The sequence below is a fragment of the bacterium genome (assembly GCA_036504735.1).
Classification (GTDB): Bacteria; Electryoneota; RPQS01; order RPQS01; family RPQS01; genus DASXUQ01.
The window spans coordinates 56,002-81,942 of the sequence record DASXUQ010000014.1; the positions used below are offsets into that span (position 1 = coordinate 56,002).

Annotated in this window: 23 protein-coding genes and 2 pseudogenes; all 25 read left to right on the top strand. The window is 58.4% G+C overall.

Features of this window, described 5'->3' with window-relative positions; translation table 11 throughout:
• Positions 1-199 precede the first annotated feature (199 nt).
• The 25 genes and pseudogenes from VGL38_12150 to VGL38_12270 all read left to right on the top strand — a co-directional run bounded on the left by VGL38_12150 (position 200) and on the right by VGL38_12270 (position 25,847).
• Positions 200-394, top strand: a pseudogene (locus VGL38_12150) (Rdx family protein).
• A gap of 112 nt (positions 395-506) precedes the next feature.
• The gene (locus VGL38_12155) at positions 507-2,150 is read left to right on the top strand and encodes a T9SS type A sorting domain-containing protein (GenBank protein ID HEY3296176.1); all 1,644 of its coding nucleotides are present in this window, start codon (positions 507-509) and stop codon (positions 2,148-2,150) included.
• 163 nt (positions 2,151-2,313) lie between these two features.
• Positions 2,314-3,123, top strand: coding sequence for a hypothetical protein (locus tag VGL38_12160; protein ID HEY3296177.1), 810 nt, complete (start codon positions 2,314-2,316; stop codon positions 3,121-3,123).
• A gap of 3 nt (positions 3,124-3,126) precedes the next feature.
• On the top strand, positions 3,127-4,650 hold the full coding sequence (locus VGL38_12165; protein HEY3296178.1) for a sigma 54-interacting transcriptional regulator: 1,524 nt from the start codon (positions 3,127-3,129) through the stop codon (positions 4,648-4,650).
• A 207-nt stretch (positions 4,651-4,857) separates the two neighbouring features.
• On the top strand, positions 4,858-6,507 hold the full coding sequence (locus VGL38_12170; GenBank protein ID HEY3296179.1) for a serine/threonine-protein kinase: 1,650 nt from the start codon (positions 4,858-4,860) through the stop codon (positions 6,505-6,507).
• 166 nt (positions 6,508-6,673) lie between these two features.
• Positions 6,674-7,609 (top strand): ATP-binding cassette domain-containing protein, encoded by a 936-nt coding sequence (locus VGL38_12175; protein HEY3296180.1) that lies wholly within the window; start codon positions 6,674-6,676, stop codon positions 7,607-7,609.
• A 7-nt stretch (positions 7,610-7,616) separates the two neighbouring features.
• A complete protein-coding gene (locus VGL38_12180; protein HEY3296181.1) occupies positions 7,617-8,327 on the top strand; it encodes an ABC transporter permease subunit in 711 nt (236 codons plus the stop codon).
• Between the two features lie 29 nt (positions 8,328-8,356).
• Entirely contained in the window at positions 8,357-9,952 is a 1,596-nt protein-coding gene (locus VGL38_12185; protein HEY3296182.1) for a Gldg family protein, read from the top strand.
• Positions 9,949-10,911, top strand: a complete 963-nt coding sequence (locus VGL38_12190) for a DUF4340 domain-containing protein (protein HEY3296183.1) — start codon at positions 9,949-9,951, stop codon at positions 10,909-10,911. Before VGL38_12185 ends, VGL38_12190 begins: the two co-directional genes overlap by 4 nt.
• Positions 10,912-11,026: 115 nt before the next feature.
• Positions 11,027-13,024, top strand: coding sequence for a tetratricopeptide repeat protein (locus VGL38_12195; protein ID HEY3296184.1), 1,998 nt, complete (start codon positions 11,027-11,029; stop codon positions 13,022-13,024).
• Between the two features lie 140 nt (positions 13,025-13,164).
• A complete protein-coding gene (locus tag VGL38_12200) occupies positions 13,165-14,922 on the top strand; it encodes an ABC transporter ATP-binding protein (GenBank protein HEY3296185.1) in 1,758 nt (585 codons plus the stop codon).
• Complete coding sequence (locus VGL38_12205) at positions 14,919-16,784, top strand: ABC transporter ATP-binding protein (GenBank protein ID HEY3296186.1); 1,866 nt, start codon at positions 14,919-14,921, stop codon at positions 16,782-16,784. Before VGL38_12200 ends, VGL38_12205 begins: the two co-directional genes overlap by 4 nt.
• Positions 16,785-16,856: 72 nt before the next feature.
• Positions 16,857-17,144, top strand: a complete 288-nt coding sequence (gene gatC / locus VGL38_12210; protein ID HEY3296187.1) for an Asp-tRNA(Asn)/Glu-tRNA(Gln) amidotransferase subunit GatC — start codon at positions 16,857-16,859, stop codon at positions 17,142-17,144.
• A gap of 1 nt (position 17,145) precedes the next feature.
• Positions 17,146-17,877, top strand: a complete 732-nt coding sequence (kdsB, locus tag VGL38_12215; protein ID HEY3296188.1) for a 3-deoxy-manno-octulosonate cytidylyltransferase — start codon at positions 17,146-17,148, stop codon at positions 17,875-17,877.
• Between the two features lie 12 nt (positions 17,878-17,889).
• Positions 17,890-19,581 (top strand): CTP synthase, encoded by a 1,692-nt coding sequence (locus tag VGL38_12220; GenBank protein ID HEY3296189.1) that lies wholly within the window; start codon positions 17,890-17,892, stop codon positions 19,579-19,581.
• Entirely contained in the window at positions 19,578-20,606 is a 1,029-nt protein-coding gene (locus VGL38_12225) for an isocitrate/isopropylmalate family dehydrogenase (GenBank protein ID HEY3296190.1), read from the top strand. Before VGL38_12220 ends, VGL38_12225 begins: the two co-directional genes overlap by 4 nt.
• Positions 20,596-21,438, top strand: a complete 843-nt coding sequence (kdsA, locus tag VGL38_12230) for a 3-deoxy-8-phosphooctulonate synthase (protein ID HEY3296191.1) — start codon at positions 20,596-20,598, stop codon at positions 21,436-21,438. Before VGL38_12225 ends, kdsA begins: the two co-directional genes overlap by 11 nt.
• Positions 21,435-21,806, top strand: a complete 372-nt coding sequence (folB, locus tag VGL38_12235) for a dihydroneopterin aldolase (GenBank protein HEY3296192.1) — start codon at positions 21,435-21,437, stop codon at positions 21,804-21,806. Before kdsA ends, folB begins: the two co-directional genes overlap by 4 nt.
• 25 nt (positions 21,807-21,831) lie before the next feature.
• A pseudogene (folK, locus tag VGL38_12240) lies at positions 21,832-22,314 on the top strand (2-amino-4-hydroxy-6-hydroxymethyldihydropteridine diphosphokinase).
• On the top strand, positions 22,311-22,949 hold the full coding sequence (locus tag VGL38_12245) for a deoxynucleoside kinase (GenBank protein ID HEY3296193.1): 639 nt from the start codon (positions 22,311-22,313) through the stop codon (positions 22,947-22,949). Before folK ends, VGL38_12245 begins: the two are co-directional and overlap by 4 nt.
• A 2-nt stretch (positions 22,950-22,951) precedes the next feature.
• The gene (locus tag VGL38_12250) at positions 22,952-23,131 is read left to right on the top strand and encodes a hypothetical protein (GenBank protein HEY3296194.1); all 180 of its coding nucleotides are present in this window, start codon (positions 22,952-22,954) and stop codon (positions 23,129-23,131) included.
• Complete coding sequence (locus tag VGL38_12255) at positions 23,128-23,514, top strand: RidA family protein (protein ID HEY3296195.1); 387 nt, start codon at positions 23,128-23,130, stop codon at positions 23,512-23,514. Before VGL38_12250 ends, VGL38_12255 begins: the two co-directional genes overlap by 4 nt.
• Positions 23,493-24,047, top strand: coding sequence for a DUF5683 domain-containing protein (locus tag VGL38_12260; protein ID HEY3296196.1), 555 nt, complete (start codon positions 23,493-23,495; stop codon positions 24,045-24,047). Before VGL38_12255 ends, VGL38_12260 begins: the two co-directional genes overlap by 22 nt.
• Positions 24,048-24,061: 14 nt before the next feature.
• Positions 24,062-24,961 (top strand): proline dehydrogenase family protein, encoded by a 900-nt coding sequence (locus VGL38_12265; GenBank protein HEY3296197.1) that lies wholly within the window; start codon positions 24,062-24,064, stop codon positions 24,959-24,961.
• Positions 24,962-25,028: 67 nt separating this feature from the next.
• Positions 25,029-25,847: a site-specific DNA-methyltransferase gene (locus tag VGL38_12270; protein ID HEY3296198.1), complete on the top strand. Its 819-nt coding sequence runs from the start codon at positions 25,029-25,031 to the stop codon at positions 25,845-25,847.
• Positions 25,848-25,941 lie beyond the last annotated feature (94 nt).

Sequence of the window (25,941 nt, forward strand, 5' to 3'; positions counted from 1 at the left end):
GATCACGGCTATGGAACGTTTTGGCTACGTGTCTGAGGGTGAACAGCACTGGCCGGACACTTGCATAGTACTCGCGCTGGTCTCTTCGGGACTGGCCCCGAATTCGTTTGTTAGTTATTGATATTATGGATATTGTAATAGGAAGTGCGCTATGGCGAAGATCATTATCGAATATTGCGCGGTCTGAAACTACTATCCGAAAGCGGTCAGTATGGCCGATTATCTTGAAAAACAAGGGTTTGACAGGCCGGAACTCCTTGCCTCATCCGGCGGTGCGTTTGAAGTCAAATTGCAGGGTGACCTCCTTTTCTCCAAACACCAGCAACACCGCTTCCCTGAGCAGGCCGAAGTTCTTGATTTGATTAAAAAAGCAACGAGTAATCCCGCATCATAATTCTCTCGTAAAGATATAGCAGGGCTTGACATTCCATAGTGCTCGCGTTATATTCTCTACCGAAGAAACGTATTGGTCAACAAAGGCAACATCAACCGGCAAAGGTGGGAGAATGAGGCGGCTGTTCGGTACCATTTTCACAGCGATTCTGTTGAGCATGGGCTTGCCCGTAATGCTCATCGCTGGGGGTACTCATGTCAGCGGAGACGTCTCGGGAGTGTGGCCCACCGGCGAAGTTGTGTTCGTGGATGCTCCGATTTTCATCTCGCCGGACAAAGCCCTGGTCATTGAGCCCGGGGTTCGCATTAGCTTCAAGACAGATGCTCCGTTCGTAATTTCCGGCTCCCTGAGCGCCGTGGGATCGGTTGATGCGCCCATTGTGATCGAACCGATGGAAAATTGGTCCGGCTTCCAGTTTTTGGAAAACGGCACCAGCAATATCCGGGTTCTGCGCTATGTTCACATCAGCACCGAATTCGGTTTGCCGGCCTACGTCGTCGTGGCGACTCGGTCCCTGCTGAATATCGACGACTGCGATTTCCGCGCACACTTGTCCTGTCTGTGGATGGACGGCGGTCGCCTCTGGGCAGATCGTAACAGCTTCCTCACCACAAATCAGTATTCGAAGGCTGTGCGCCTGAACCAGTTGCTCAATGACGGCGGCTCGCCGTGTGAGACGGGCTCCGCCGGCAATCGTATGTCGGAAAACATGATCAAGGTGGACGCCGATGGAGACTTTAATCCCGGCGACGACCAGATGACCATGGGGTTGATGGTGGAAGGCTCCACCAACACCTGTTTCCGCGGCAATGTAATTACGGTGTCGGCACCCGGCCAGGTAATCGGCGCCTATTTCGGACGGACCAACGACGTTGGCACGGATATGTGGGTGTTGGACTACTGTGTCGTTACGGTTCGCGGATCGGGCGCGTGGGCGCACGGCATTTTCAATGCCAATGAGGGTGCTCTGCGGGTGATCCGCTGTTCGGTGGATGTGGCCAACATTGGCGGCCATGATCCGATGGGTGTGATTGCCTCGGGTATTGCGCAGGTAATGGTCAACAGTTGTCTCGTCCAGGTTGAGCGCGGCGCTTCCTATTACGTCACCTTGGGCGGACGGGCCTCCATGGATGTGGACTATTCCGATCAGTGGCGCCTCCCCGGCTCGTCCGATCAGCCTGGAAATCCTCCCGGTGGTGATGGCGGCGGCATTGGAGAATGGTCTGAGTACTCCACGCAGAGCATTGTGTACGGGAACCATGTTTACTTCATGGATCCGAACTTACGGCGTGAAGGCGAATGGGGACAGTGGCATTCTATGTCCGACGTTCAGGCCTATTACGGCGTTGCGGCTCCGTCGCCGTGTATCGATAATGGTGATACGGTGTACTGCGGCTGGGATCCCGACCGCACACTGCCGGATATTGGCCGTTACTACTACGACGAAGGTGTGACTGGAACCGACCCGCAGCACCACGCCACACTGCCTGTCAGTGCGGTGCTGTCACCGGCGTTTCCCAATCCCTTCAATGCTACAACGGTTATTCCATTCGAATTGAGCCGCGGTGGCTCGGTTCGCGTGGTCGTGTATGATGTCCTCGGGCGCGAGGTGGCGGTGCTGAAATCCGGAATGGTTCTGGCAGGCAGCCATCGAGTCCAATTCGGGGGCGAGAACCTTTCCTCCGGCTTGTACATCGTGACAGTTCAACTCGACGGCGTCGCTGTCGGATCTGAACGGGCGATGTTACTGAAATAGTTTGGTTCTTCAAAAACAGGATATTATGATAGAAGCCGCAGCAGCCCTTGTTGCGGCTTCCGTTTGGGGGACAGTGTGCATGACGCAAATTTTTGCGTGCACACCGCCTTGATTTGCACGCAAAAAAGTGTATCTTATTAGGGATAACAATCGGCAAACCCCCATGAAACTCTTTCTCCCCGTTGTACTGGTGTTCATTGTGCTTGCCGGCTGCCGCTGGACGCCCGAGCGCGACAGCACGGTGGATCCCAACTCTCCCTTCTACGTTCTTCCTCATTTCAATCGTAGACCGGCTATCGACAGCGTTAAGATGATTACGGATTGCCGGGAAGATCTGATCGGCGACCAATGCGTCTTTGAAGTCCAGTGCTGGGTCAGCGACTCCGACCGCAATATCATTTACGATTCCCTGATTGCCCGCGTAGACACGGTGGTCCTTGGCCGGATGGCATTCGATCCCGATATTCGGGGCTTCTCCATCCGCCGGGGCGAAAGAGACATGCCCGCTGGAGACCTTGATCATTACGTTGGGGATTCCATCTGGGTGACCGTCGTGGATGATTCCGGCGCCCAGACCTCGCGGGGAATCGAGTTCCATCAGCCTGTCAGATCCCCTTGGCCTCTCAAGAATCATCCCGTAGGCGAAACCGGGCCGGATATCGTCACCGATTACCATCCGCGTCTGGGCTGGTTCTACTGGGGGAATCTGGATGACGGCCACAAGTTCTCCGTGCTCGTCCAGCGGGATGGACAGAATGATGTGTGGGATACGACGGGCCTGGCGCCTGCCGATACATTCATAGTGATCACGGACAGTCTCTCCGATTCCAACCTCCGCCCGGTAAACTACTCCTGGACTCTGACCGTCACCAACCGGCGGGGCGACAAACTGACCTGCCGTCCCGGACATTTTCAAATTTGGACAGATATGTTTTTGCGCGGTAAAGACAGAAGGATTGAATCGCCCAAATAGCCCATGCTCGAAAACTCTTCAACGACGACGCGTCCTGCGCAGGTGCCGGGTGCCGGTATGCTGCCGCAGGAGCAACTTCATGCGCTTTATGAAATCTCTCAGGTCCTGAACTCGATTCCGGACATTGACCGCCTGCTGGAACGGGTCATGGACATCGCCTTACAGGCGGTGGATGCCGAGCGCGGCTTTCTGGTGTTGCAGGAAAGTGACAGTGGCAAACTGACGGTGCGCACGGCGCGGAACATCGCGCCTGAATCGGCGCTCTCCATCGCCGACATCAGCCACTCCATCGTGCAGGAAGTGATCGATTCGCAGCGCGGCGTACTCACCGTGGACGCTCAGGCCGATCCGCGTTTCGCCGGCTCCGAGTCGGTGATCTTTAAGCAGATTCGCGCGGTCATGTCCGTGCCGTTCCTGCTGCGCGGCAAGATTCTCGGGGCCATTTATCTGGACAGCAAGGCCAAGCGCAGCGGTTTCACCGACGATTCCCTCGGCTTCCTGAAATCCTTCTCCAATCTTGCGGCCATCGCGATTGAAAACGCGCGGCTGATGGAGAACCTGCGGGATGAGAACTACCAGCTCCGCACGGAGGTGCAGCGCACCTACCATTTCCGGGAGATCATCGGGTCCTCGCAGCGCATGCAGAATGTCTTCGAGATTCTCGGAAAAATTATCCACTCGGATATTTCCGTGCTGCTGGAAGGCGAGTCGGGAACCGGCAAGGAACTGGTGGCGCGCGCGCTTCATTATAATGGGCCGCGCCGCGACAAGCCGTTCATCGCCCAGTTCTGCGGCAACCTTTCCGAGACGCTGCTCGAAAGCGAACTCTTCGGCCACAAGCGCGGATCCTTTACCGGCGCGATTACCGACAAGAAAGGCCTGCTCGAAGTGGCGAACGGCGGAACCTTCTTCCTCGATGAAATCGCCGACATCCCCATGTCCATCCAGACCAAGCTTCTGCGCGTTTTGCAGGACGGCGAGTTCCGCAGGGTAGGGGACACCGAGAATCGCAAGGCCAACGTGCGTATCGTGTCGGCCACCAACAAGTCGCTGGCGCGCGAAGTCGAAAAGGGCACGTTCCGCGAGGATCTTTTCTACCGTTTGAATGTCATCACGGTCAGTATGCCGCCGCTGCGGGAGCGCACCGGAGACATTCCTTTGCTGGTCACTCACTTTCTGGCCAAGCACGCCAACAAGAACAATGATCGCGTGAAGAAGATCACCAACGAGGCGATGCGGATTCTCGAGACCTATCACTGGCCGGGCAATGTGCGCGAACTGGAGAATGCCGTCGAACGCGCCATCGTGCTGGCCGAAGACCGGGACATCACGCCGTCCGAGCTGATCATTCCCCGCGTCGCCAAGCCTGCCGGCAATTCCAAGTCCCTCAAGGAATACGAACGCGATCTGGTGCTGAAGACCCTCGAGGAAATGAAGGGCAACAAGACCCACACCGCCGAGGCTCTTGGCGTGTCCCTCCGCTGGCTGCATTACAAGCTCGCCGAATGGAAAGTGGGCATCCACTGAGAGGCAAGGATGAAGGATGAAGGATGAAGGAATACTACTCCACACTGTTCGGGTGTAGGGGCCGATTGCTCGGCCCACTCCCAACCCACACCGCATCCACAACCTGGCCAAACCCCGTCTCATCAGCCCTCTTCCTTTTGGCATTTTGGCTTTTTAGATTTTTGACTTTTATCTTCAGGTTCTGCCGACTACGCATACCTATAGAACATGGCTGATCACGACAGCCGTTTGACGCTGACGCGGGAAATCGCCCGCAGTGGAATCGCTACGGTCTGGGAGGGATATGACTCGGGGCTTGACCGCAAAGTCCTGGTCAAGTCCATTCATCCCCAGTACGCGCGCGAGTCTGATCTGCGCATGCGATTTGAACGCGAAGCGCGCGCCATTGCCAAGCTCTCCCATCCCAATGTGGTTCAGATTTATGATCTGCACGCGGGGGTGGAGGAGCTTTCTCTCATCCTCGAATTCGTGGAAGGCGCAAGCCTCGGCAAACTGCTCAAGGATCGCGGCGCGTTGCCGGTGGAAGTGGCCGTCACGCTGGCCGCCGAAATCCTCGCCGGACTGGAACATGCCCACGCCGCCGGCATCATTCACCGCGATCTGAAGCCGGACAACGTGCTGGTGTCCAAGCGCGGTGAGGTGAAGATCACCGACTTCGGTCTGGCTTCGCTCAAAGACCAGCCCACCGTGACGCAGGAAGGCATGGTCATCGGCACGCCATCCTATATGGCCCCCGAGCAGGCGGACGGCAGTGAGATCACTCCGGCGACCGATGTCTTTGCGCTGGGCCTGATCCTGTTCGAGATGCTGACCGGCAAGCGGATTCACGCCGGCGCCACTCTGGCCGAGACCTTTCAGAATGTTCTGAAATACCAGCCGCCGCGCTTTGAAGATTACCGCGAGACGATTTCTCCCGGCATCGAATTTGTCCTGCGGCGGATGCTGGAGAAGGCTCCTGCCAGGCGCTACACCTCGGCGGTCGAAGCCCATGCCGCTCTACTGCAGACCCAGCCCGATGGCCTCCTGCCCAATGCCCTGATCGCCGATTTCCTCTCCGGAGATACGGTGCGCCGTCCTGTGGTGACAGGCAAGGTGCAGGCCCGCGCGCGGTCTAAATCTGTCCGCACTATGGCGATTGGGCTGCTGGTGGTCGTCGCTGCAGGTGCCGCTTATCAGCTCATCACCACCCGGGCCTGGGAGAAGGCGCATACCTTGCCGCCCGTGGTGCTGACCGATACGATTCCCCTGCCCACACCTCCCGGCGACACCGTGCGGGTTAAGCCCGGCCCGACTCCTCCTGAAACTCTTTCCACCGGTGGCGTCGCGCAGAAGCCGCCCGTCAAACCTGTTTCCCCGCAGAATCCTCCCGGAAAGAAAGATACCACCGCAGGAGTGGCGGCTGCCCGCCAGCCCGGAACGCTCGACATCACGTGCCGCCCGTGGGCGACCGTCTACATCGCCGATTCCCTGATCGGCACAACTCCCTTGCCCAGCCCACTTCGGCTGTCAGAGGGCACGTATAGCCTTGTTCTGGTCAATCCTGAGATCGGTCTGCCTGTGGTGCGTACGGTGACCGTCAAAGGCGGCCAGACCACCGACCTGCGGGTCAATCTCTACGATTATGTGGCCCGGATCCGCATCGCCTCGGTCAAGCCGTGGGCGGACGTCTTTGTCAATGGCAAGTTCGAACTGCGCACCCCTTCCTCCAAAACCATCTTCCGCCCCCTTGGCACCTACACTCTGTCGTTGAAGAACCCCGACTATCCGGTCTACACCGATACTCTGACTTTCCGGGAAGGGGAGGCCCTGCGCGAAATCCGGGTGGACCTCACCGCAGCCAACGGCGCGTCCAAGTAACTCCCGTCGGAAAGCCTACCCACAGATCCAAGAATCGCTCCCAAAACGGAGAAACTGGGTCGAATTTGGCGGTTAACACTTAAATGGGAACATTTTGGGTTGCAGAGAGTTTCTCTGAAGTTAGTGCAAGTAATCTCAAGGCAGATAAACTTCTTGTGAGTGGTCAATGATCCAACTGACTCAAGTTACAAAATCCTACAACGGCGTGAAGGCGGTCAACGACATCACGCTGTCCATCCCGCAGGGCCAAATTTTGGGATTTCTCGGCCCCAACGGAGCCGGGAAAACCACCACCATGCGGATGCTTACCTGCTACATGCCGCCGACATCGGGATCTATCTCGGTGGACGGCCTCGATGTGGATGAGCATTCGCTGGAGGTTCGCAGGAAGATCGGCTATCTTCCCGAAATGGCTCCGGCCTATCAGGACATCAACGTGGTGGATTATCTCCGCTACGTGTGCGATTTGCGGCATGTACCCAAGGAAAACCGCAGCGCCCGGATCAAGGCGATTGTCGACCGCTGCGGCCTGCAGGACGTGCTGGGCAAGGACATCGGCCAGCTCTCCAAGGGCTACCGGCAGCGCATCGGTCTGGCCCAGGCCATGGTGCATGATCCCGACATTCTGGTGCTGGATGAACCCACGGCGGGTCTGGACCCCAACCAGATCGCCGAGATCCGCATGCTGATCAAGGAACTCGGACGGCAGAAGACGGTGATTCTCTCCACGCATATTCTGTCGGAAGTGCAGGCCACCTGCTCGCGGATCGTCATCATCAATCAGGGCCGCATCGTAGCCGATGACACTCCCGAAGGTTTGCAGGCCGGCGCGGAAGGCCGCACCGTACTGCTCACCACCGTGCGCACCGCCGCCAAGGATGCCCTGGCCAAGGTTCGCACCCTGCCCGGCGTGGAACTGGCGCGCGAAATGCCCGGTTCTTCCGGCACCGTGCGCATGCGCATCGAAGCCGGCGGCGGCGTCGATCTGCGCGAAGATTTCTTCCGCATGGCCGTGCGCGAAAACTGGGTGATCCTTGAGATGCTTCTTGAAGCCCACAGCCTCGAGGACGTGTTCCATAAACTTACCGTCGAGGACAAATAGCAGAGATATGGACAACATACTCGTCATCTTCAAGAGGGAATTCCGTTCCTACTTCGATTCCCCGGTTGCCTACATCGTTCTCATGTTCTTCCTCCTCGTCTCCGGATACTTCTTCACGTCCAACCTGTTTCTGATGAATCAGGCCAATCTCCAGACTCTCTTCGGAATTATCCCGCTGCTCTACATCTTCTTTGTGCCGGCGATTTCCATGAGGCTGGTCGCCGAAGAGCGGAAATCCGGAACGATTGAGCTGCTGTTCACCTATCCCATCAAGGATTCCGAGATCATCATCGGCAAATATCTCGCCGCCCTCGGACTGATCCTGATCCTGCTGCTGTTCACCCTCGTCTATGCGATCTCCGTGAGTATGCTCGGCAATATGGACGGCGGGCAGACGTTCTCCGGCTACCTCGCCCTGTTCCTGATGGGCGCGGGCTATCTGGCCATCGGCGTCTTCGCCTCGTCGATCACGGAGAACCAGATCATCGCTTTCATCGTCGCCCTTGCCATCTCCTTCTTCTTCTTTATCATCAACAAGATTCTGTTTTTCGTTCCACCGGCGCTCGCCAGCATTTTCGAGTATCTGGCCATCGAGTACCACTTCCAGAACATCGCCCGCGGTGTCATTGACACCCGTGCCTTGATCTACTTCTTCTCGATGATCTACGTGAGTCTGTTACTCGCCAGCCACGCACTGTCGCGGCGCAAGGGCGACTGAGCGAACAAGCCAAACAGGAAAATAGCCAAATGAAACGAAAAACCTGGTCTGTCTCGTCCATCTCCAGCTTGGCCGTCGTGATCGCCATAGTCGTTGTGATCAACCTGATCGGCACACGGGTCTTCACCCGCGCCGATCTGACGGAAAAGAAGATCTATACTCTCAGCCCCGCGTCCCGCCACACGGTGGCCAATCTCTCCGACCGCCTTACGGTCAAGGCCTATTTTACGAAGAACTTGCCGCCGCCGTACAATGCCAACTCGGAATACATCAATGACGTGCTGCGGGACTATAAGGCTTACAGCCACGGCAAATTCGTCTATGAATTCGTGGATCCCGCCAACGAAGCCAAGCTCGAAGAGGAAGCCCAGCGCTACCGCATTCAGCCGGCTCAGGTCAACGTCATGGAGAAGGACAACCTTCAGGTCAAGAAGGTCTACATGGGCCTCGTGCTGATCTACGGCGACAAGCACGAAACCATTCCCATTATTCAGGACGTCGACGGCTTCGAATATGACATGACCTCCACCATCAAGCGGCTGGTCTCCGATCATATTCCCAAGGTCGGGTTCCTCGGTGGTTTCGGCACGCCCGATCTCGGCCAGGACATGCGGAACCTCACCACCGCGCTTTCCAAGCACTACGACGTGACCCCGGTCAGCACCGAAGCCGGCAACAGCATGATCGACAACAACATCGACGTGCTCTGCATCGTGCAGCCCAAGGAGGCGCTGGACGACTGGACGAAGTTCTGTATCGACCAGTATGTGATGCACGGCGGCAAGGTCGGCTGGTTTATCAACAAGGTGAAGGCCGATCCGCAAACCTCGCAGGCCAGCGGCATGAACCTCGGCATCGACGACATGACGCGCGGTTACGGTTTTGCCGTGGGCAACAACCTGGTCACCGACGCCCACGCCGCGGCCATTACCGTGCAGCAGCCGCAGGGCAACGTTATGATGATCACGCAGGTATATTATCCGGCCTTCCCGAATATCACGGACATCAGCAAGCAGCATCCCATGGTCAAGGACCTGCAGCAGCTCACACTCTTCTTCCCCAGTTCCGTGGACACCGTCCGTCCCGTGGGCGCGCAGGTGCAGTATGCGCCGCTGTTCAGTTCCAGCGACAAGACCCGGCTTCAGGTAGGCCGCTATGACATCAATCCCATGGCGCAAATGAAGCGCGAAGATTATGTCGGTCCCAAGAAACTGCTCGGCGTGGCCATGACCGGTACGTTCCAGTCGTTTTTCTCCGGCAAGCCCGTGCCGCATCCCAAGGACAGTACCGCCGCTCTGCCGTCCGTGAGCATCGTCACCCAGAGCCCGAACACGCGCATGGTCGTCATCGGCGACGGCAACTTCGTGCAGGGCCAGTATGCGCAGGGCGGCGGCCCCAACCAGATTCTCTTCCTCAATGCCGTCGATTGGCTGAGCCAGGATCAGGACCTGATGAGCATCCGTTCGCGTGAAGCGGCGATTCGTCCGCTGAAGCCGGACATTTCCGATACGACCAAGCAAACCGTCAAGTACGCCAATCTGTTCGTGCCACCCGCGCTCGTGCTCATGCTCGGACTCTTCCGCTGGACCGCGAAGCGCAATCGCCGCAAGGGAGTGACACTATGAAACGCCCCGTTGTACTGCTCGCCGCGCTCGTCGTTCTGCTGGGCATCTACTGGCTGGTGCAGAAAAGCAGCAAACCCGTGGTGGAAGCGGATCGTCCGTTCGTGCAGGTGGACAGCGCCAAGGTGAACAAGCTGAACGTCGTCGCCTCCGGCGAGTCCGTGGAAATGGTCAAGGAAGGCGATAACTGGAACATGATTCGCCCCGTTACCTATCCTGCCGCCTCCAAAACCGTGCAGTCGGCCATCGGCAAGTTCAAGGATATGAAGCGGCTGACCCTGATCACCTCCAAGCGCGACCGTTTCCGCGAATTTCAGGTGGATGACAGCGCCGGCGCCAAGGTGACCGTTGGCGACGGCAAGAATTCCTACACGGTGTGGCTGGGCAAGATGAGTCCGTCGGGCAACTCGTATGCCCGTATGGACGGCTCGGATGACATCTGGGAAGTGGGCGGCAATAACGCTGGCACCTTCAAGCGCAAGGCCAAGGACTGGCGCGACAAGACCATTACCGAACTGAACGCGGCGGACATTCGCAAGATTACCATCCGCTATCCGTCGGAAACCATGATGATGGAGCGACAGGATACCATGTGGACGGTCAGCAATGGCAAGACGTCGTTCATCGGCACCAAGGGTCCGGCTGACCGCATTACCAATCTGCTCGCCAGAATGCAGACGGTGGACTTCGTGGACAGCCTTGCTCCCACCGCCTTCGATGCGTCTGCCGCCACGATCACGGTGGAACTTACCTCAGGCTCGCCCATCGAGTTGAAACTGATCCCCAAAGATGCCGAAGCCACCCAGTACTTCCTGCGCAAAACGGGCGCTTCCGCGGACTTTGTCATCTACAAGGCGACCGCCGAAGTGCTGATGAAAAAGACCAACGACTTTAAAGATCAGCCCGCCAAAGCGACCGCCGAACCCGCCAAGGGCAAAAACAAGGCAAAATCCAAAGCGTGACCGACCTTCTCGGTCAACCTTCGCGTATTCCTTTCGTCCGTTGACAACCTGTCGGCGCAGTGGATTCTCCCTGCGCCGACAGCGTTACAGGTAACCACTCAAGGACAGGACGCGCATGTCCGCATCCTCCGCCCGCAAGGCTCCCGCCACACCCCTTCATGTAAAGAAATCGTCAGTTTTCCTGTCGCGCCGGTCGCTGACCATTGCGTTGTTGTTGCTGGTAGCCATGGCCTATCTGCCCGGTCTCTCCGGGCAGTTTGTCGTGGATGATTACCACCTCTTGCAAGGCCGCGGTGAGCTGATTCGCTCGCACACAGGCTTCAAGGATCTGGTAACCCACCCGTTCTGGTGGGGTGCGCCCGCTGCGGGCGACAAGAGCGATCTCTACCGTCCGTGGGTTTCTGCGACCTACTGGCTGGAGTACCGCCTGTCCGGTGGATCCCCCGCGCTGTCGCACGTTTCCAATTGGCTGCTGCATCTGGCGAACGCGGGTCTGATTCTCCTATTGTTCACGTCGATCATCGGAGTTGAATACGCGTTGGTGGTAGCAGCGCTCTCGGCGCTTTCGCCAATCGCCATCAGTTCCGTCGGTTGGATTTCCGGACGAACGGATCTCTGGGCCGCCTGCTTCATGCTGCTCTTCCTGATCCTCTTCCGCGCTGCGCGCCAAAGCGGCTCGCTGCTTTCCCGGCTTGGCGCCGTGGCGGCGCTGTTCCTTGCCCTCGCATCCAAGGAGATCGCGGTAATTGCCCCGGTTGTTGCCGCACTGCTGGATTATGTTTCTCCCGTGGTGCATGACGCACCGAAGAAAAATGCGCCGCCCAAATCATCGGCCCTGCTCGACTACGGTCTGTTGCTTGTGCCGCTCTTTCTGTACTTTGTGATTCGCAGCAAAGTGGTGGGAGCGGCCATCTCCGGCGGCTTCGGCAAGGACCACATTCTGCAATCGATTCCGTACTTTCCCGAACAGTTCTTTCGCACTACGGCCCACATTCTGCTGCCGCTGCACTATGATTTCTGGTCCACGCAGCTTCAGTGGAGCGATCCCGCAACGCGCGGCATTGCCTTCATCGCCGCCTGGCTGGTATTCGTCGCGCTTATGGTTTTGCTGCTGGTTGGACTGAAGCGCAGACAACTCTGGGCCGCGGCGGGCGCGTGGTATGTGGGCACCCTGTTTCCTGTCTATGTGTTCGGTGGATCCTTTGCCCCCGTCGTGGATCTTTACGCCTATTCGGGCCTGGCCGCCTTCTGGCTCTGCGTGGTGGACGCTCTGCGATCCGTACTTTCCCTCTCCGTTCCCGCTCAGATCATCCGGCGCAAACGGTTCTTTGTGGCGTCTGCCGCTGTAGCTCTGCTCTTTGCCGCGCTTGTGGCCATCCGCCTGCCGATTCTCCATTCGGAACGCAGCCTGTGGACCCATCAGCTTGAACGCGATCCTCATTCGTCCATAGCGCTCATGGCATTGGCTGAAATTGCCTTCCGGGAAGGCGATTCCCAGCAGGGCCTCCAGCGCACCCAACAGGCCATAGATGCGGATCTTAAGGCATGGGTGCCGCATTTAACCCTTGTGCAATACTATCTGGAGCAAGGCGATCTTCAACAGGCGGCCCCGCATGTCGATGCTTTGGCTAAGCTTGCCCCGCGCCAGATGAAGGCCCAGGCCATGATCGGACGCTTCTACTATGAGGCCGGCCATTGCCCCGACGCGGTTCATGCCTACGAGCAGGCGGCAGCCTTGCAAACGCTGACTCCCGAGGCCCTGTTTGATTATGGCTTGGCCCTGCTCTGTGCCCACGAGGACCGCAGGGCAGGGGAGATCTATGAGGAGGCGCTCCGCGCCCGTCCGGGATGGCCGCAAGCCAGCAATAATTTGGGAATCTGCTACGAGAATTTGGGAAATCTTGATCAGGCCGCGGTATGTTATCAAAATGCCGTGACGAATGATCCGAATCTTGCATCGGCATGGGAATCTCTCGCACTGGTCAGTATCAAACAGCGGAAATTTGATGATGCACGCCGCGCGGCGACGCGATACTTCGCCCTGAATCCTCCACAGGATCGCGCGGATAAACTGCGTGCGAGCCTTGCCGCTGTTGGTACGGCGCAACCGTAAAATGAGGAAATTGCAGGCTTGATCGATAGGTTGCATGGCAGCCGACTTAAGATGAATCGCAGAACCCCAGGCCGCGGTCTCGGGTTTTTGCCATTTCTGGACATTGACCTTCCGGCTGAAATATTATATCTTAGTAACGAATGAATGCTTTAAAACGACTCTTCCCTTACCTCCGCCCTTATCGCACCGCGATCCTTCTCGGTGCGCTTATTGTGATTGTCAACAACGCAATTGGCGCTCTTGAACCGTGGCTGCTCAAGTTGGCCGTGGACAGCCTGAGCAATCAAGGCTCCTGGGCTGTCGTGGGCAAATATGCCGCGCTGATCGTCGCAGTCGCGCTGAGTGCTGGAGTGCTGAGGTTCTATCTGCGCAAGGTGCTGATCGGCGTCTCGCGTCACGTGGAATTGGACCTGCGCAATGCGGTCTTCGCCCAGCTTCAGCGGCTTCCCGCGTCCTTCTACAATCGCCATCGCACCGGCGACATCATGGCCCGCATGACCAGCGACCTTGAAGCGGTACGCTCCGTGCTGGGGCCCGGCATCATGTATCCGATGGATACCATCAGCATGGCGGCCTTCGCGCTGGTGATGATGCTCATTCTCTCGCCCATGTTGACGCTGATGGTCTTCATCTCCGCGCCGCTGATTTCCCTGACCGTCTTTTATCTCGGGCGGCTGACTTTCAAACTGCATACGCGGATTCAGGAACAATTTTCGGCGCTATCAGACCGCGCGCAGGAAAACCTCGCAGGTGTGCGCGTGGTCCGCTCCTTTGCTCAGGAAGAGCGGGAACTGCGCGACTTCGATTTGCTGCACCGCGAATATGTGGTTCGAAATCTGAAGATGGCTAAAGCGCAGGCGCTGTTTATGCCGGTGCTGGGCCTGATGTTCGAAATCGGCACGGCGCTGATCCTGCTCTACGGCGGTCGCGGCATCATCAACGGCCATCTGACCCTCGGCGATTTCGTCGCCTTTGTCGGGTACTTGAGCATGCTCGCCTGGCCGATCATTGCCGTTGGCTGGGTCGCCAATCTCTTTCAGCGCGGCGCGGCTTCGATGAAGCGTATCAGCGAAGTGCTGGATGCCGTTCCCGATATTCAGCCGCCGCGCAATCCTCAACTTCCGCACACGGCGCGCGGCGAAATCGTCTTCGATCATGCCACGTTCGCCTATGGAGAAAATGCTCCGGCTCTGACCGATCTGGACTTCACCATTCCCGCGGGAAAAACCGTAGCCATTGTCGGACGGACCGGCAGCGGCAAGTCCACGCTGGTGTCGCTGATTCCACGCCTGTTCGATCCCACCGGCGGACATGTCCTGATTGACGGCATTCCCACCACCGAATGGGATCTGCGCGCACTGCGGGACATGGTCGGCGTCGTTCCGCAGGATGCCCTGCTGTTTTCCGATACGTTGCGGGCGAATATCAGCTTTGGTGTCGAACACGTGGCGGATGAACGCTTCGAAGAAACGGCGGAGATTTCGCAGATTTCCAAAGACGTGAAGGACTTCCCGCGCGGCTTCGACACTATGGTCGGTGAACGTGGCCTGTCCCTTTCCGGCGGACAGAAAGGCCGTACCGCGCTGGCCCGGGCGCTGCTCAAAGATCCGAAGATTCTCATTCTCGACGATTCTCTGGCCGCCGTGGATACCCAAACGGAAGAGCAGATCCTCGAAGGCCTGCGGCGCTTCATGGTCGGCAGAACGTCCATTATCATTTCCCATCGCGTCTCCACGGTCAAGCATGCCGATGAGATCATTGTGCTTGACCAAGGCGCGGTTATCGAGCGCGGCAGTCACCGTGAACTGCTGGCCAACGGCGGCTACTATGCCGAATTGGACCGCATGCAGCGCTTGGAAGCCGAACTCGAAGAACTGGAAACGGAGCCCCAGCCATGAGCGCACCCGGTAACGGCTGGAAACCCGAAGACGAAGTGATGGGCAAGGCCTACGACGCCCGTCTCGCCAAGCGGCTGTGGGGCTACGTGGGCGCGCAAAAGCGCATGATTGCGCTGGCGGTGCTTCTGCTGGTGCTCGGCGCCGCCGCCGAACTGGCCGGACCACTGCTCGTCAAACGGGCGATTGACGTCTACATCAAGGGCAAGGACTGGCACGGACTGGTGCTCATCACCTTCGCCTTCATCGGCATCGCCATCGCCGGAGCCTTTCTACGCTGGGGCGAGGTCTATCTTACCAGCGCCGCCGGGCAGCATATCGTCTACCGTATGCGGCTCCAGCTCTACGAAAAGCTGCAGCGGATCTCCATTCCCTACTACGACAAGCACCCCGTCGGGCAGCTCATGTCGCGCATCACGTCCGACGTGCAGGCGCTCTATGACCTCTTCAGCTCGGGACTCGTCGCCATTGTCGGCGATGTGATCACCCTGCTCGGCATCATGGTGGTGATGTTCATCGTCAGTTGGAAACTGGCGTTGATCACCTGCTCTGTGATCCCCGTGTTGTTGCTGATCACCTTTACCTTCCGCAAGCATGTGCGCGATCTCTACCGCGCCACGCGGCTGAAAATCGCCAACCTCAACAGCTATCTGCACGAGAACATCGTCGGTATGCGGGTGGTGCAGCTCTTCAACCGCGAGCCGAAGAACTTCGAGAAGTTCGACGACATCGGCGCGGATCTGAAGCGCACCTATTTGCAGACGATCTTCTACTATTCGGTGTTCTTCCCGGCGGTGGAACTGGTCTCGTCCGTGGCCGTCGCACTGATCATCTTCGGCGGCGGCGGCATGATTCTGAAAGGCGCCCTTACGCTGGGAACGCTGGTCGCCTTCATTCAGTACGTCGAGCGTTTCTACCGTCCCGTACGCGACCTCGCCGAAAAGTACAACATCCTGCAGGGCGCTATGGCCGCCTCGGAGCGCGTCTTCAAGGTCATTGATCACCCCATCGAAGTCCCGCCCCCACAGGTTCCTGTGGCGGCAGACTTGGTGCCCCATACCAACGGTGACGGCCACCTCGACGGCCATCTGGAAACCATCAGCAAGGTCTCCATCGAATTCCGCGACGTCTGGTTTGCCTACCGCGATGAAGAGTGGGTGCTGAAGGATGTCAGCTTTATGGTGAAGCCCGGCGAGTCCGTCGCCATTGTCGGGGCCACCGGTGCAGGCAAGACCACCATGATCTCCCTGCTCAGCCGCTTCTACGATGTCCAAAAGGGCCAAATACTTGTCAATGGCGTGGACATTCGCGACATTGACCTGCAAATCCTCCGCCGCATGATGGGCATTGTCTTGCAGGACGTCTTCGTCTTCGCAGGCACCATTGAAGACAACATCCGCTACGGCTCGCCCGAGAAGAGCCGTGCCGAAGTGGAGAAAGCCGCCGCCCTCGTGCATGCCGACCGCTTCATCCGCCGCCTGCCCCATGGCTACGACGAACCTGTCATGGAACGCGGAGCCACACTCTCGGCAGGGGAGAGGCAGCTTTTGGCTTTTGCCCGCGCCTTGCTGCTCGAACCGCAGGTCCTGATTCTCGATGAGGCCACGGCATCCATCGACACTGAAACCGAACAGCTCATTCAAGATGCCATCGAGCGCCTGCTTTCAGGCCGAACCTCTATCATCATCGCGCACCGTCTGTCCACGATTCAGCGTTGCGACCGGATTCTGGTCTTCCACCATGGCCGTTTGCGGGAAGAAGGCACCCAGGATCAGTTGCTGGCCCAGCGCGGAATCTATTATCGTCTGTATCAGCTCCAATTCGGACGCAGAACCGTGGAATTGCCCTCCGATAAAGTCACTTGACTTTGGGTGATTTTTGGTATAGATTGCCGTCGGTTCGCGACCCCCACTATCTGGTGCGATTAGGATTCTAAAGTGACTGTTACCAAAGAAATTATTGAACGTACCGCCGAATTGGCCCGGCTCCGCCTCTCCCCGGAGGAAGCTGAGGCCATGCGCGAGACGTTAAATAAGGTTTTTCAATATATTGACCAGCTTCACGAGGTCAATACAGACGGTGTGGAACCGCTTCATCACGTCTTGGATATGTCCAATGTGATGGAACCTGATGTGCCGCACGCCTGCTTTACGCGTGAAGAGGCCCTGAAAAATGCGCCCGACCGCACTGGGGAATTCTTCCGTCTTCCAAGGGTTGTAGGCTGATATGGCCGTTTTGGCTGTTATCCCTGCCCGTTTTGCGTCCACCCGCTTTCCCGGCAAGCCTTTGGCGCTGATCGCCGGCAAGCCGATGGTGCAGCATGTCTTTGAGCGCTGCTCTCGCGCCGGAAATGTGGACCGCGTGATTATCGCCACGGAAGACGTCCGCATCGTGGAAGCCTGCAAGGACTTCAACGGCGATTGCGAAATGACGTCGCCCGACCACGCGTCCGGTACCGATCGCGTCGCCGAAATCGCCCGCCGCCATCCGGAATTTTCCGCGGTGCTGAATGTACAGGGCGATGAACCCGGCATCGCACCGGAAACGGTGAACGCTGTCGCCGGAGCTTTGCTCGACGGTCACACGCCCCTTTCCACGGCCATTTCCCCGCTGGATAATGCCGCCGATTTGGCCAATCCCAATGTGGTGAAGGTGGTCACCACCCTCACCGGCGGCGCGCTCTATTTCAGCCGCTCGCCCATTCCGTTTCACCGCGACGGCAATCCCGCTGCCCGCCCGGCCTATTTCCGGCATCTGGGGATTTATGGTTTTCAGCGGGACGTCCTGCTGCGCGTGACGGGACTTTCGGTATCGCCCCTCGAACGGGCCGAGTCCCTCGAACAACTGCGCTGGCTGCAATCCGGCTTTGCAATTCAATGTGTGCAGGTTCCGCAATATTCCATCGGCGTGGACACACCGGAAGACCTGAAATCCCTCGCGATCTCCTTCCCAACCTAAGATACACTGATCATGGTGACTAAGACGCCTAATCCCGGGCACAAAAAGACCAAGTATGTTTTCGTGACAGGCGGGGTGGTTTCCTCGCTGGGCAAAGGCATTGCCGCCGCATCCCTCGGGCGTCTGCTCAAGGCGCGCGGCCTGCGTGTCACGATCATGAAGCTCGATCCCTACATCAACGTGGATGCGGGCACCATGAACCCCTATCAGCACGGGGAAGTGTATGTCACGGAAGACGGCGCCGAAACCGATCTCGATCTTGGCCATTATGAGCGCTTCATTGATGTGGACATGAGCCGCCTCAATAACGCCACCACCGGCCAGATCTATCATAGCGTGATCACCAAAGAGCGCAAGGGAGAATTCCTCGGTGCGACGGTGCAGGTTATTCCTCACATCACCGGCGAAATCAAGGACCGTATCTACAAGGTCGCCGAACTCGGCGAGAACTACGACGTCGTCATCGTGGAAGTCGGCGGCACCGTCGGCGATATCGAGAGCCTGCCGTTCCTCGAAGCCATCCGCCAGATCGCCCTTGAAAAGGGTCCGCAGAACTGCCTGTTCATGCACGTCACGCTCATTCCGTTCCTGAGCACGACGGGCGAGGTCAAGACCAAGCCCACGCAGCATAGCGTCAAGGATCTGCGCGAAATCGGTATCCAGCCCGACATTCTGCTCTGCCGCACGCAGCACACCCTCGAAGATAAGGTCCGCGAAAAGATTGCCCTGTTCTGCAACGTCAGCAAGGACGATGTCTTCGAAGTCAAAGATGTGGAAACGGTCTATGAACTGCCTCTGGTTCTGGAGAGCGAGAAGCTCAGCGCCCGCGTGTTGAAGCGGCTCGGCATGCGCGCCAAGGAACCGGACCTGGCCGAATGGCAGGGGCTGGTCAATCGCATCAAGCATCCGCATCGCACCGTGCGCATCGCCGTCTGCGGAAAATATGTGGAAGTGCGCGATTCCTACAAATCCATTATCGAAGCCTTTGTCCACGCCGGCGCGCACCATGACGCGCGCGTGGAATTGCGCTGGATTGAAGCCGAGGATTTTGAACAACTATCCGCGACGGAGTTGCTCGCCGGATGTTCCGGTGTGCTGGTCCCCGGCGGTTTCGGCGAACGCGGCCTGGAAGGCAAGCTTGCCGCGGTGCATCACGCCCGCACCAACGGTCTGCCGTTCTTCGGTCTGTGTCTTGGTCTGCAGGTGGCGGTCATCGAATATGCGCGTAACATGTGCGGCGTCAAGAAAGCCACCTCGCGTGAATTCGCCAACGATGCCAAGCATCCGGTGATTGATTACATGCCCGAGCAGCGCAGCATCCGCCTCAAGGGTGCGACCATGCGGCTCGGCAGCTATCCCTGCTTCCTGGCCCGTGGATCTCTGGCTCATGAAGCGTTCGGCACCGATGCCATCACCGAGCGTCATCGCCACCGCTTCGAAGTCAACAACATCTACCGCGAGACTCTCGAAGCCAGCGGCCTGCGTGTGACCGGCGTCTGGCCAGAAGGAAATCTGGTGGAGATTATCGAACTTGAGAACCATCCGTGGTTCCTCGCGGTGCAGTTCCATCCCGAACTCAAGAGCCGCCTGACGCGCCCGCATCCGCTGTTCCGCGATTTCGTGCGCGCCTGTCTGAAGCATTCCGAAACCGACACGACGCCCGCAACCACCCCACGTAAACGGGAGCAAGCCGCAACGTCATGACCGCAAATTCCCCGCATCGCGCGACGCTGATTCCCGGTGACGGCATCGGTCCGTCCATCGCGGAATCCGCCGTGTCCGTGATCGAAGCCGCCGGCGTGGACATCGTCTGGGATGTTCAGCAGGCCGGCATGACCTCCGTAGAAGGTGGCGGTGATTCCGTCCCCAAGGCGCTGATCGATTCGATCCGAGACACTCGCGTTGCCCTGAAGAGCCCCATTACCACGCCCATCGGCGAGGGCTTCCGCAGCGTCAACGTCGCCCTGCGTCAGGAATTCGATCTGTACGCCAACCTTCGCCCTTGCGTCTCGTTGCAGGGCATTCGTTCGGCGCGGCCCGGTGTCGACATCGTCATCGTGCGCGAGAATACCGAAGGCATGTACGCCGGCCAGGAATTGTACACAGGCACCGACAAGTCCTCCGCCGTGCTCGTCGCCTTCAATACGCGCAAGGCCATGCTGCGCATCTGCCGCTACGCGTTCGAATATGCCCGCCGCAACAACCGCAAGAAAGTTACCGCGGTGCATAAGGCGAACATCATGAAGAAGTTTTCGGGAATTCTCCTCACCTGCTTCCGCGAGGTCGCCGAGGAATATCCCGAGATCACCCGCGAAGAGCGCATCATCGACGCCACCGCAATGGAAATGGTTCGCCGTCCCTACATCTTCGATGTCATCGTAACCACCAATCTGTTCGGTGACATTCTGTCGGACCTCGTGGCCGGGCTCGTCGGCGGCCTCGGCGTCGCTCCCGGCGGCAACTATGGTGATGACTACGCCGTCTTCGAAGCCGTGCACGGCAGCGCGCCGGACATTGCCGGTAAGAATCTGGCCAATCCCCTCGGCTTGCTGCTATCCGCCAATCTCATGCTCCGCCATATCGGCGAAGAGAAAGCGGCCCTGAAGATTGAACGCGCCGTGCGCGAAGTGCTCTCCGAGAGCAAATATCTGACGCCCGACCTTCTGCCCGGCTCCAAATACGGCACCACCGATATGACCAAAGCCCTGGTGGACAAGCTTGTCGGATAGAGCCTACTTTCCACTGGCGATTATCGCCGGACCCTGCGTCATCGAGTCGGAAGCCCTGTGCCTCGAAGTGGCCGAAACCTTCTTCGCCATCGCCGTGCGCACAGGTGTGCTACCCATCTTCAAAGCCAGTTTTGACAAGGCGAACCGCACCTCTGTGGAAAGTTTCCGCGGTCCGGGTTTGGATGAAGGCCTGCGGATCATGGAGAAAGTGCGCCGCGAAGTCGGACTGCCCATACTGACGGATATTCACCTGCCCGAGCAGGCGGCTCTCGCTGCGGAAATCGTGGACATTCTGCAGATCCCCGCCTTTCTCTGCCGCCAGACCGATCTGCTCGTCGCTGCGGGCAAAACCGGCAAGCCGGTGAACATCAAAAAAGGCCAGTTCGTCGCGCCCGAAGATATGCGGCACAGCGCGGCCAAGGTGGAATCCACCGGCAACAACCGCATCATGCTCACCGAACGCGGCGCCAGCTTCGGCTATCGCGAGTTAGTGGTGGACATGCGCTCGCTGGTGAAGATGGCCGACATCGGCTACCCGGTGGTCTTCGATGCCACTCACAGTGTGCAGCGCATGAGCGGGCCGGACGGCGTGTCCGGTGGCACTCCTGAATTCATCGAGCCTCTGGCCCGCGCCGCCGTGGCGACCGGCGCGGTCTCCGGTGTGTTTATCGAGACTCATCCGCGTGTGGCCCAGGCGCGTTCCGACGCCGCCAGCATGCTGCCGCTTGATCGTCTCGAAGGGATGATTGTTGGATTGGTCAAGATTATTGAGGCCTTAGGCATTAACGCAAATACCGCTTCGTTTTCGCAGAATCTGGGGGAGCAGTCATGACGAAGAACGACGATAGAATCCGCCTGAACGGCATGCAGTTTTATGCTCATCACGGCGCCTATGCCGAAGAGCGCTCCATGGGACAGGTTTTCGAAGTGGATGTGGAAGTGGCCGGCGATTTTTCGCGCCACGAAGGCAGCGATGATCTCCATTGGACCGTGGACTATACGCTGTTCTACCGCGCCGTCTCCGACATCTTCAACCGCGAGAATTTTCACCTCCTCGAAACCTGCGCCAGCGTGATTGCCGATGAATTGCTCAAACGCTTTGATGTGGTGCAGGACGTGATCGTCCGCGTCCGCAAACCGCATGTTCCCATGGGTGGCGTTCTGAAGAACGTCGAAGTGGAGGTCAACCACCGTCGCTGAGCTTGCCCGGCACGCCTACGTCGGCTTCGGTTCCAACCTTGGACTCCGATCCGCCAATCTTGCCCGCGCCATCAAGACCCTGAAGGATGCCGGGCTGAACATGCTCCGCCGGTCGGCTGTTTACGAAAGCGAGCCGTGGGGTGGGGCGGAGGGCGACAACTTTTACAACGCGGTGCTCGAATTTGAGCGGCAGGGCACGGCGGAAGAATTCCTGCAGTTACTTCTGAACCTTGAAACCCGGCTCGGACGCACACGGGAAAAACCCAATGCGCCGCGCGTTTGTGATCTCGATCTCCTTCTCTGGGGTCCCGAGGTCGTAGAATCGTCAACTCTGACTGTGCCTCATCCCCGCATGATGCAACGTAAATTTGTCCTTGTGCCGCTTTGTGAACTTATTCCGGATGTTCTGCATCCTGTAACTGGTCAAACCATGACGGAACTCCTTGCCCTTTGCACGGATCCGCTCGCGGTCTGGCGCGTCACATCCTCCACTTCCTCACGCTCATGAATCGACCCCGTTATATTGCCGTTGAAGGTGTGATCGGAGTGGGAAAGACCTCTCTGGCTAATCTGCTCGCCGAACGTATGGACGGGCGGTTGGTCCTGGAGAACCCGGAAGAAAACCCGTTTCTCGATCAGTTCTACAAGGATTCCCGACATTATGCGTTCCAGACGCAGCTCTTCTTCCTTCTCTCGCGGTTCAAACAGCAACAAAGCTTACCTGAGCCGGATCTATTTCATCCTCTTGTCGTGGCGGATTACGTCTTTGCAAAAGACCGGATCTTCGCGTACATCAATCTTAGCGAAGCTGAGATCGCGCTTTACGAAAAGGTAATGGGGCTGCTCGAAGTGCGCGTCAAAAAACCCGACCTCGTGGTGTATCTCCAAAGCTCCACCGAGCGCCTGATGCGCAACATTCGCGGCCGCAATCGTCCCTACGAACGGGACATTTCCGAGGAATATCTTCGCACGCTGAACGAAGCGTATAACCACTTCTTTTTCCATTACGAAGAAACTCCGCTCCTCGTGGTCAACGCTACGGCCATCGATTACGTTGGCAATCTCGATCACCTCGAGGCTCTGATCGCCGAAATTGACCGGGATGAAATCGGCACCCGCTACTATAATCCGGTGGGACAGTAACCATGCTGTTTCGTGCGCTGCTCGTCATGTTGCTCCTGTACCTGATCGCGCGCTACGCCTCCAAAGTGCTGCGCCCGCGCGATCCCCAGCGGCAGGTGAAAGGCAATCCCCGCAATCGCGGCGGAGCGATCGACCAGGGCCGGATTCAGGACGCAACTTTTAAGGACCTCCCTGACAAATGACACGTGATATCGTCTCGACCACTCAGGCGCCGCAGGCCATCGGGCCCTATAGTCAGGCCGTACGTTTTGCCGGCTCCATCGTCTCCACCTCCGGGCAGATTCCCCTCGATCCGGCCACAGGCCAGGTTGTCGGCGCCACCACGGCGGAGCAGACCGAGCAGGTGCTGAAGAATCTTTCCGCGGTGCTCGAAGCTGGCGGCGCATCGCTGGCCTCCGTCATCAAGACCACCGTCTTTCTGAAGAACATGGGCGATTTCGCCGAGATGAATGCGGTCTACGGCCGCTATTTTCCCAAGGACCCGCCCGCCAGAAGCGCGGTGGAAGTGGCGCGTCTTCCCAAAGACGTGCTCGTGGAAATCGAATGCCTCGCCCTCGTCATCTGAAGGCGTTGCTCTTTGCTCTTGGCTTGGTGCTGATGGCCTCGCTGGCTTCCGCCGCCGATTCCACGCGCACCGTCATGCCGCTGCTCTCCGGGCGGCCGCAGAAGAGCACCACCGCTGCCGTCTTCATGTCCATGGCGGTGCCTGGCCTCGGACAGGCCTACACGCACAACTACATTAAGGCCGCCGCCGCGGTCGCCATCGAAGGCGCTCTCGGTTGGGCCATTTCCTTCAACAACGACCAGTACCACGGCTACCGGCGGGCCAATCAGGTGGCCCAGCAGAATCTTGCCGCGGCCTATGCCGAAAACCGCCCGGACACGCTGGTTTACCGGAACCTGATTGACACGTTCTATGGACCCCGCGAGCGCTTCTTCAAAAACCAGCGCAATCGCAATATCTGGTGGCTGGCGGGAACCGTTATTCTCTCGATGGGAGATGCCTATGTGGATGCCCACATGTACGGGCTCGACTTCTCCCCTGACATCACATTCAAGGGCGGAACGGTGGGGCTCTCCGTCGCCTGTAAATTCTAACACGAGCTGGCAACATGAGTCTATTTGATCGCATTGTCGTGGCCTCCATTCCGATGATCCCTAAATTCGTGGTCGGGAAAGTGGCCGCACCGTACGTCGCGGGCGAATCTCTCGAGGACGGTCTGCGCACCGCCCGCGCGCTGAACAGCAAGGGTATCATGGCAACGATGGACGTGCTCGGCGAGTTCGTCCATGAAAAAGACAAGGCCGAAGCAAGCGTCAAACAATATCTCGATTTGATCGCCGGCATCGCGCGCGATAAGCTCGACGCCAACATTTCCGTCAAGCTGACGGCGATGGGACTGGATATCGATCCGCAGTATGTGCGGCAGAACGTGCGCAAGATCATGTCCGCCGCCTCCGGGCACGGCATGTTCGTGCGCATCGACATGGAAGACTCGCCCCGCACGGATGAGACCATCAGAATCTACCGCGAGATGCGCCAGGAATCCCGCTGCGGCCTCGTGGTGCAGGCCTATCTCAAGCGCACCTCCGACGACGTGCGCAAGCTCTGCGAGGAAGGCCCGTCCAATTTCCGCCTCTGCAAGGGCATCTATGTCGAGCCCGAAGCCATCGCCTATAAGGGCAAGCAGGAAATCCGCGACAACTTCATGCTCCTGCTCGACCAGATGTTCACCGCCGGCGCCTACGTGGGCATCGCCACCCATGATGAGTACCTGACCAAGGCCGCCGAGGAGCTGATCAAAAAGCACAAGCTGACCCGCGACAAGTACGAATTCCAGATGCTGCTCGGCGTCAAACCCGACCTGCGCGATGCGCTCGTCTCCCGTGGCCACCGCCTGCGCGTCTACGTTCCCTTCGGCGAGTCGTGGTACGGCTACTGCACCCGCCGTCTCAAGGAAAACCCGGCCATCGCCGGCTACGTCGCCAAGGCCATGATCGGCCTCAACTGAGATATTCCCCTTTTCATACGGGTCACTTTGTCAGTCTGTCGAAGTGACCCTCTCTCTGAGCGCGCCTATGAAACTCCCCGATCATCTCGTCAACGCCTTTGTAAACGGCGATTGCTTTCTGAAGATGGCGGAACTGCCGGAGGAATGCGTGGATCTCGTGCTCACCGATCCGCCATATGGAATCGACTATCAGTCCAACCGCCGCGTCGCTCGCGAGAAACTTCCCAAGTTTGCCAACGACATCGACCTGAGCTGGGTAGACGATTGGGTAGATCAGGTGCACCGCGTGCTGAAAGATGACCGCCACTTCTACTGCTTCACGCGCTTCGACATGTACCCGGTCTTCTTCAATTCCATCAGCCGCCGCTTTAAGGTGAAGAACTGCCTCATCTGGGTGAAGAACAATCACGGCAGCGGCGACCTCAACGGCTCGTTTGCTCCCCAGTGCGAGATGATCATCTTCGCCGTCAAGGGCAAACGCGATCTCAACGGTACCCGCGAAGCCGATGTCCTGCACTGCGACAATGTGCCTTCCGCGCACCGCCATCACGCCACGCAAAAGCCCGTCGAACTCCTGCGGCAATTGATCGAGAAGAGCACCGAGCCCGGCGAAATCGTGCTCGATCCTTTTGGCGGCGTGGGCAGCACGGGCCTCGCCTGTTTGGACGTTCATCGTCCCCACGGCGATCATCAGGAACGCGGTTATCTGCTGTTCGAACTCAATCCGAATTTCGTGGAGAAAGGCCGCCACGGAGGATTGGGAAAGCAGGAGACCTTGATTCATGTCGAAAAGCAGGCGCGCCACGATCCTCCCAAGCAGCGCCCCGCCCTCCGCACCAATCGCGTCCGTGCCCGCAAAGATCAAACCATCCCGCTTCCTTTCTGAAGCGATAGAGTTTGTGGAATACGCGAACAGCCCGCTCATCGAGCGGGCTGTTCTGTGTTATGCAGACACGGCAAAGCCGTGTCGTCGGAGGGGC

What these genes read in the sequence shown, in the direction of transcription:
- VGL38_12225 (HEY3296190.1), top strand. Translation starts at nt 19,578, where the DNA reads ATGACCGCAAATTCCCCGCATCGCGCGACGCTGATTCCCGGTGACGGC.
- VGL38_12205 (HEY3296186.1), top strand. Translation starts at nt 14,919, where the DNA reads ATGAGCGCACCCGGTAACGGCTGGAAACCCGAAGACGAAGTGATGGGC.
- VGL38_12265 (HEY3296197.1), top strand. Translation starts at nt 24,062, where the DNA reads ATGAGTCTATTTGATCGCATTGTCGTGGCCTCCATTCCGATGATCCCT.
- VGL38_12190 (HEY3296183.1), top strand. Translation starts at nt 9,949, where the DNA reads ATGAAACGCCCCGTTGTACTGCTCGCCGCGCTCGTCGTTCTGCTGGGC.
- VGL38_12170 (HEY3296179.1), top strand. Translation starts at nt 4,858, where the DNA reads ATGGCTGATCACGACAGCCGTTTGACGCTGACGCGGGAAATCGCCCGC.
- VGL38_12270 (HEY3296198.1), top strand. Translation starts at nt 25,029, where the DNA reads ATGAAACTCCCCGATCATCTCGTCAACGCCTTTGTAAACGGCGATTGC.
- kdsB (HEY3296188.1), top strand. Translation starts at nt 17,146, where the DNA reads ATGGCCGTTTTGGCTGTTATCCCTGCCCGTTTTGCGTCCACCCGCTTT.
- VGL38_12155 (HEY3296176.1), top strand. Translation starts at nt 507, where the DNA reads ATGAGGCGGCTGTTCGGTACCATTTTCACAGCGATTCTGTTGAGCATG.
- VGL38_12260 (HEY3296196.1), top strand. Translation starts at nt 23,493, where the DNA reads ATGCCTCGCCCTCGTCATCTGAAGGCGTTGCTCTTTGCTCTTGGCTTG.
- VGL38_12185 (HEY3296182.1), top strand. Translation starts at nt 8,357, where the DNA reads ATGAAACGAAAAACCTGGTCTGTCTCGTCCATCTCCAGCTTGGCCGTC.
- VGL38_12255 (HEY3296195.1), top strand. Translation starts at nt 23,128, where the DNA reads ATGACACGTGATATCGTCTCGACCACTCAGGCGCCGCAGGCCATCGGG.
- VGL38_12175 (HEY3296180.1), top strand. Translation starts at nt 6,674, where the DNA reads ATGATCCAACTGACTCAAGTTACAAAATCCTACAACGGCGTGAAGGCG.
- VGL38_12165 (HEY3296178.1), top strand. Translation starts at nt 3,127, where the DNA reads ATGCTCGAAAACTCTTCAACGACGACGCGTCCTGCGCAGGTGCCGGGT.
- VGL38_12250 (HEY3296194.1), top strand. Translation starts at nt 22,952, where the DNA reads ATGCTGTTTCGTGCGCTGCTCGTCATGTTGCTCCTGTACCTGATCGCG.
- VGL38_12180 (HEY3296181.1), top strand. Translation starts at nt 7,617, where the DNA reads ATGGACAACATACTCGTCATCTTCAAGAGGGAATTCCGTTCCTACTTC.
- VGL38_12200 (HEY3296185.1), top strand. Translation starts at nt 13,165, where the DNA reads ATGAATGCTTTAAAACGACTCTTCCCTTACCTCCGCCCTTATCGCACC.
- VGL38_12160 (HEY3296177.1), top strand. Translation starts at nt 2,314, where the DNA reads ATGAAACTCTTTCTCCCCGTTGTACTGGTGTTCATTGTGCTTGCCGGC.
- VGL38_12220 (HEY3296189.1), top strand. Translation starts at nt 17,890, where the DNA reads ATGGTGACTAAGACGCCTAATCCCGGGCACAAAAAGACCAAGTATGTT.
- VGL38_12195 (HEY3296184.1), top strand. Translation starts at nt 11,027, where the DNA reads ATGTCCGCATCCTCCGCCCGCAAGGCTCCCGCCACACCCCTTCATGTA.
- VGL38_12245 (HEY3296193.1), top strand. Translation starts at nt 22,311, where the DNA reads ATGAATCGACCCCGTTATATTGCCGTTGAAGGTGTGATCGGAGTGGGA.
- folB (HEY3296192.1), top strand. Translation starts at nt 21,435, where the DNA reads ATGACGAAGAACGACGATAGAATCCGCCTGAACGGCATGCAGTTTTAT.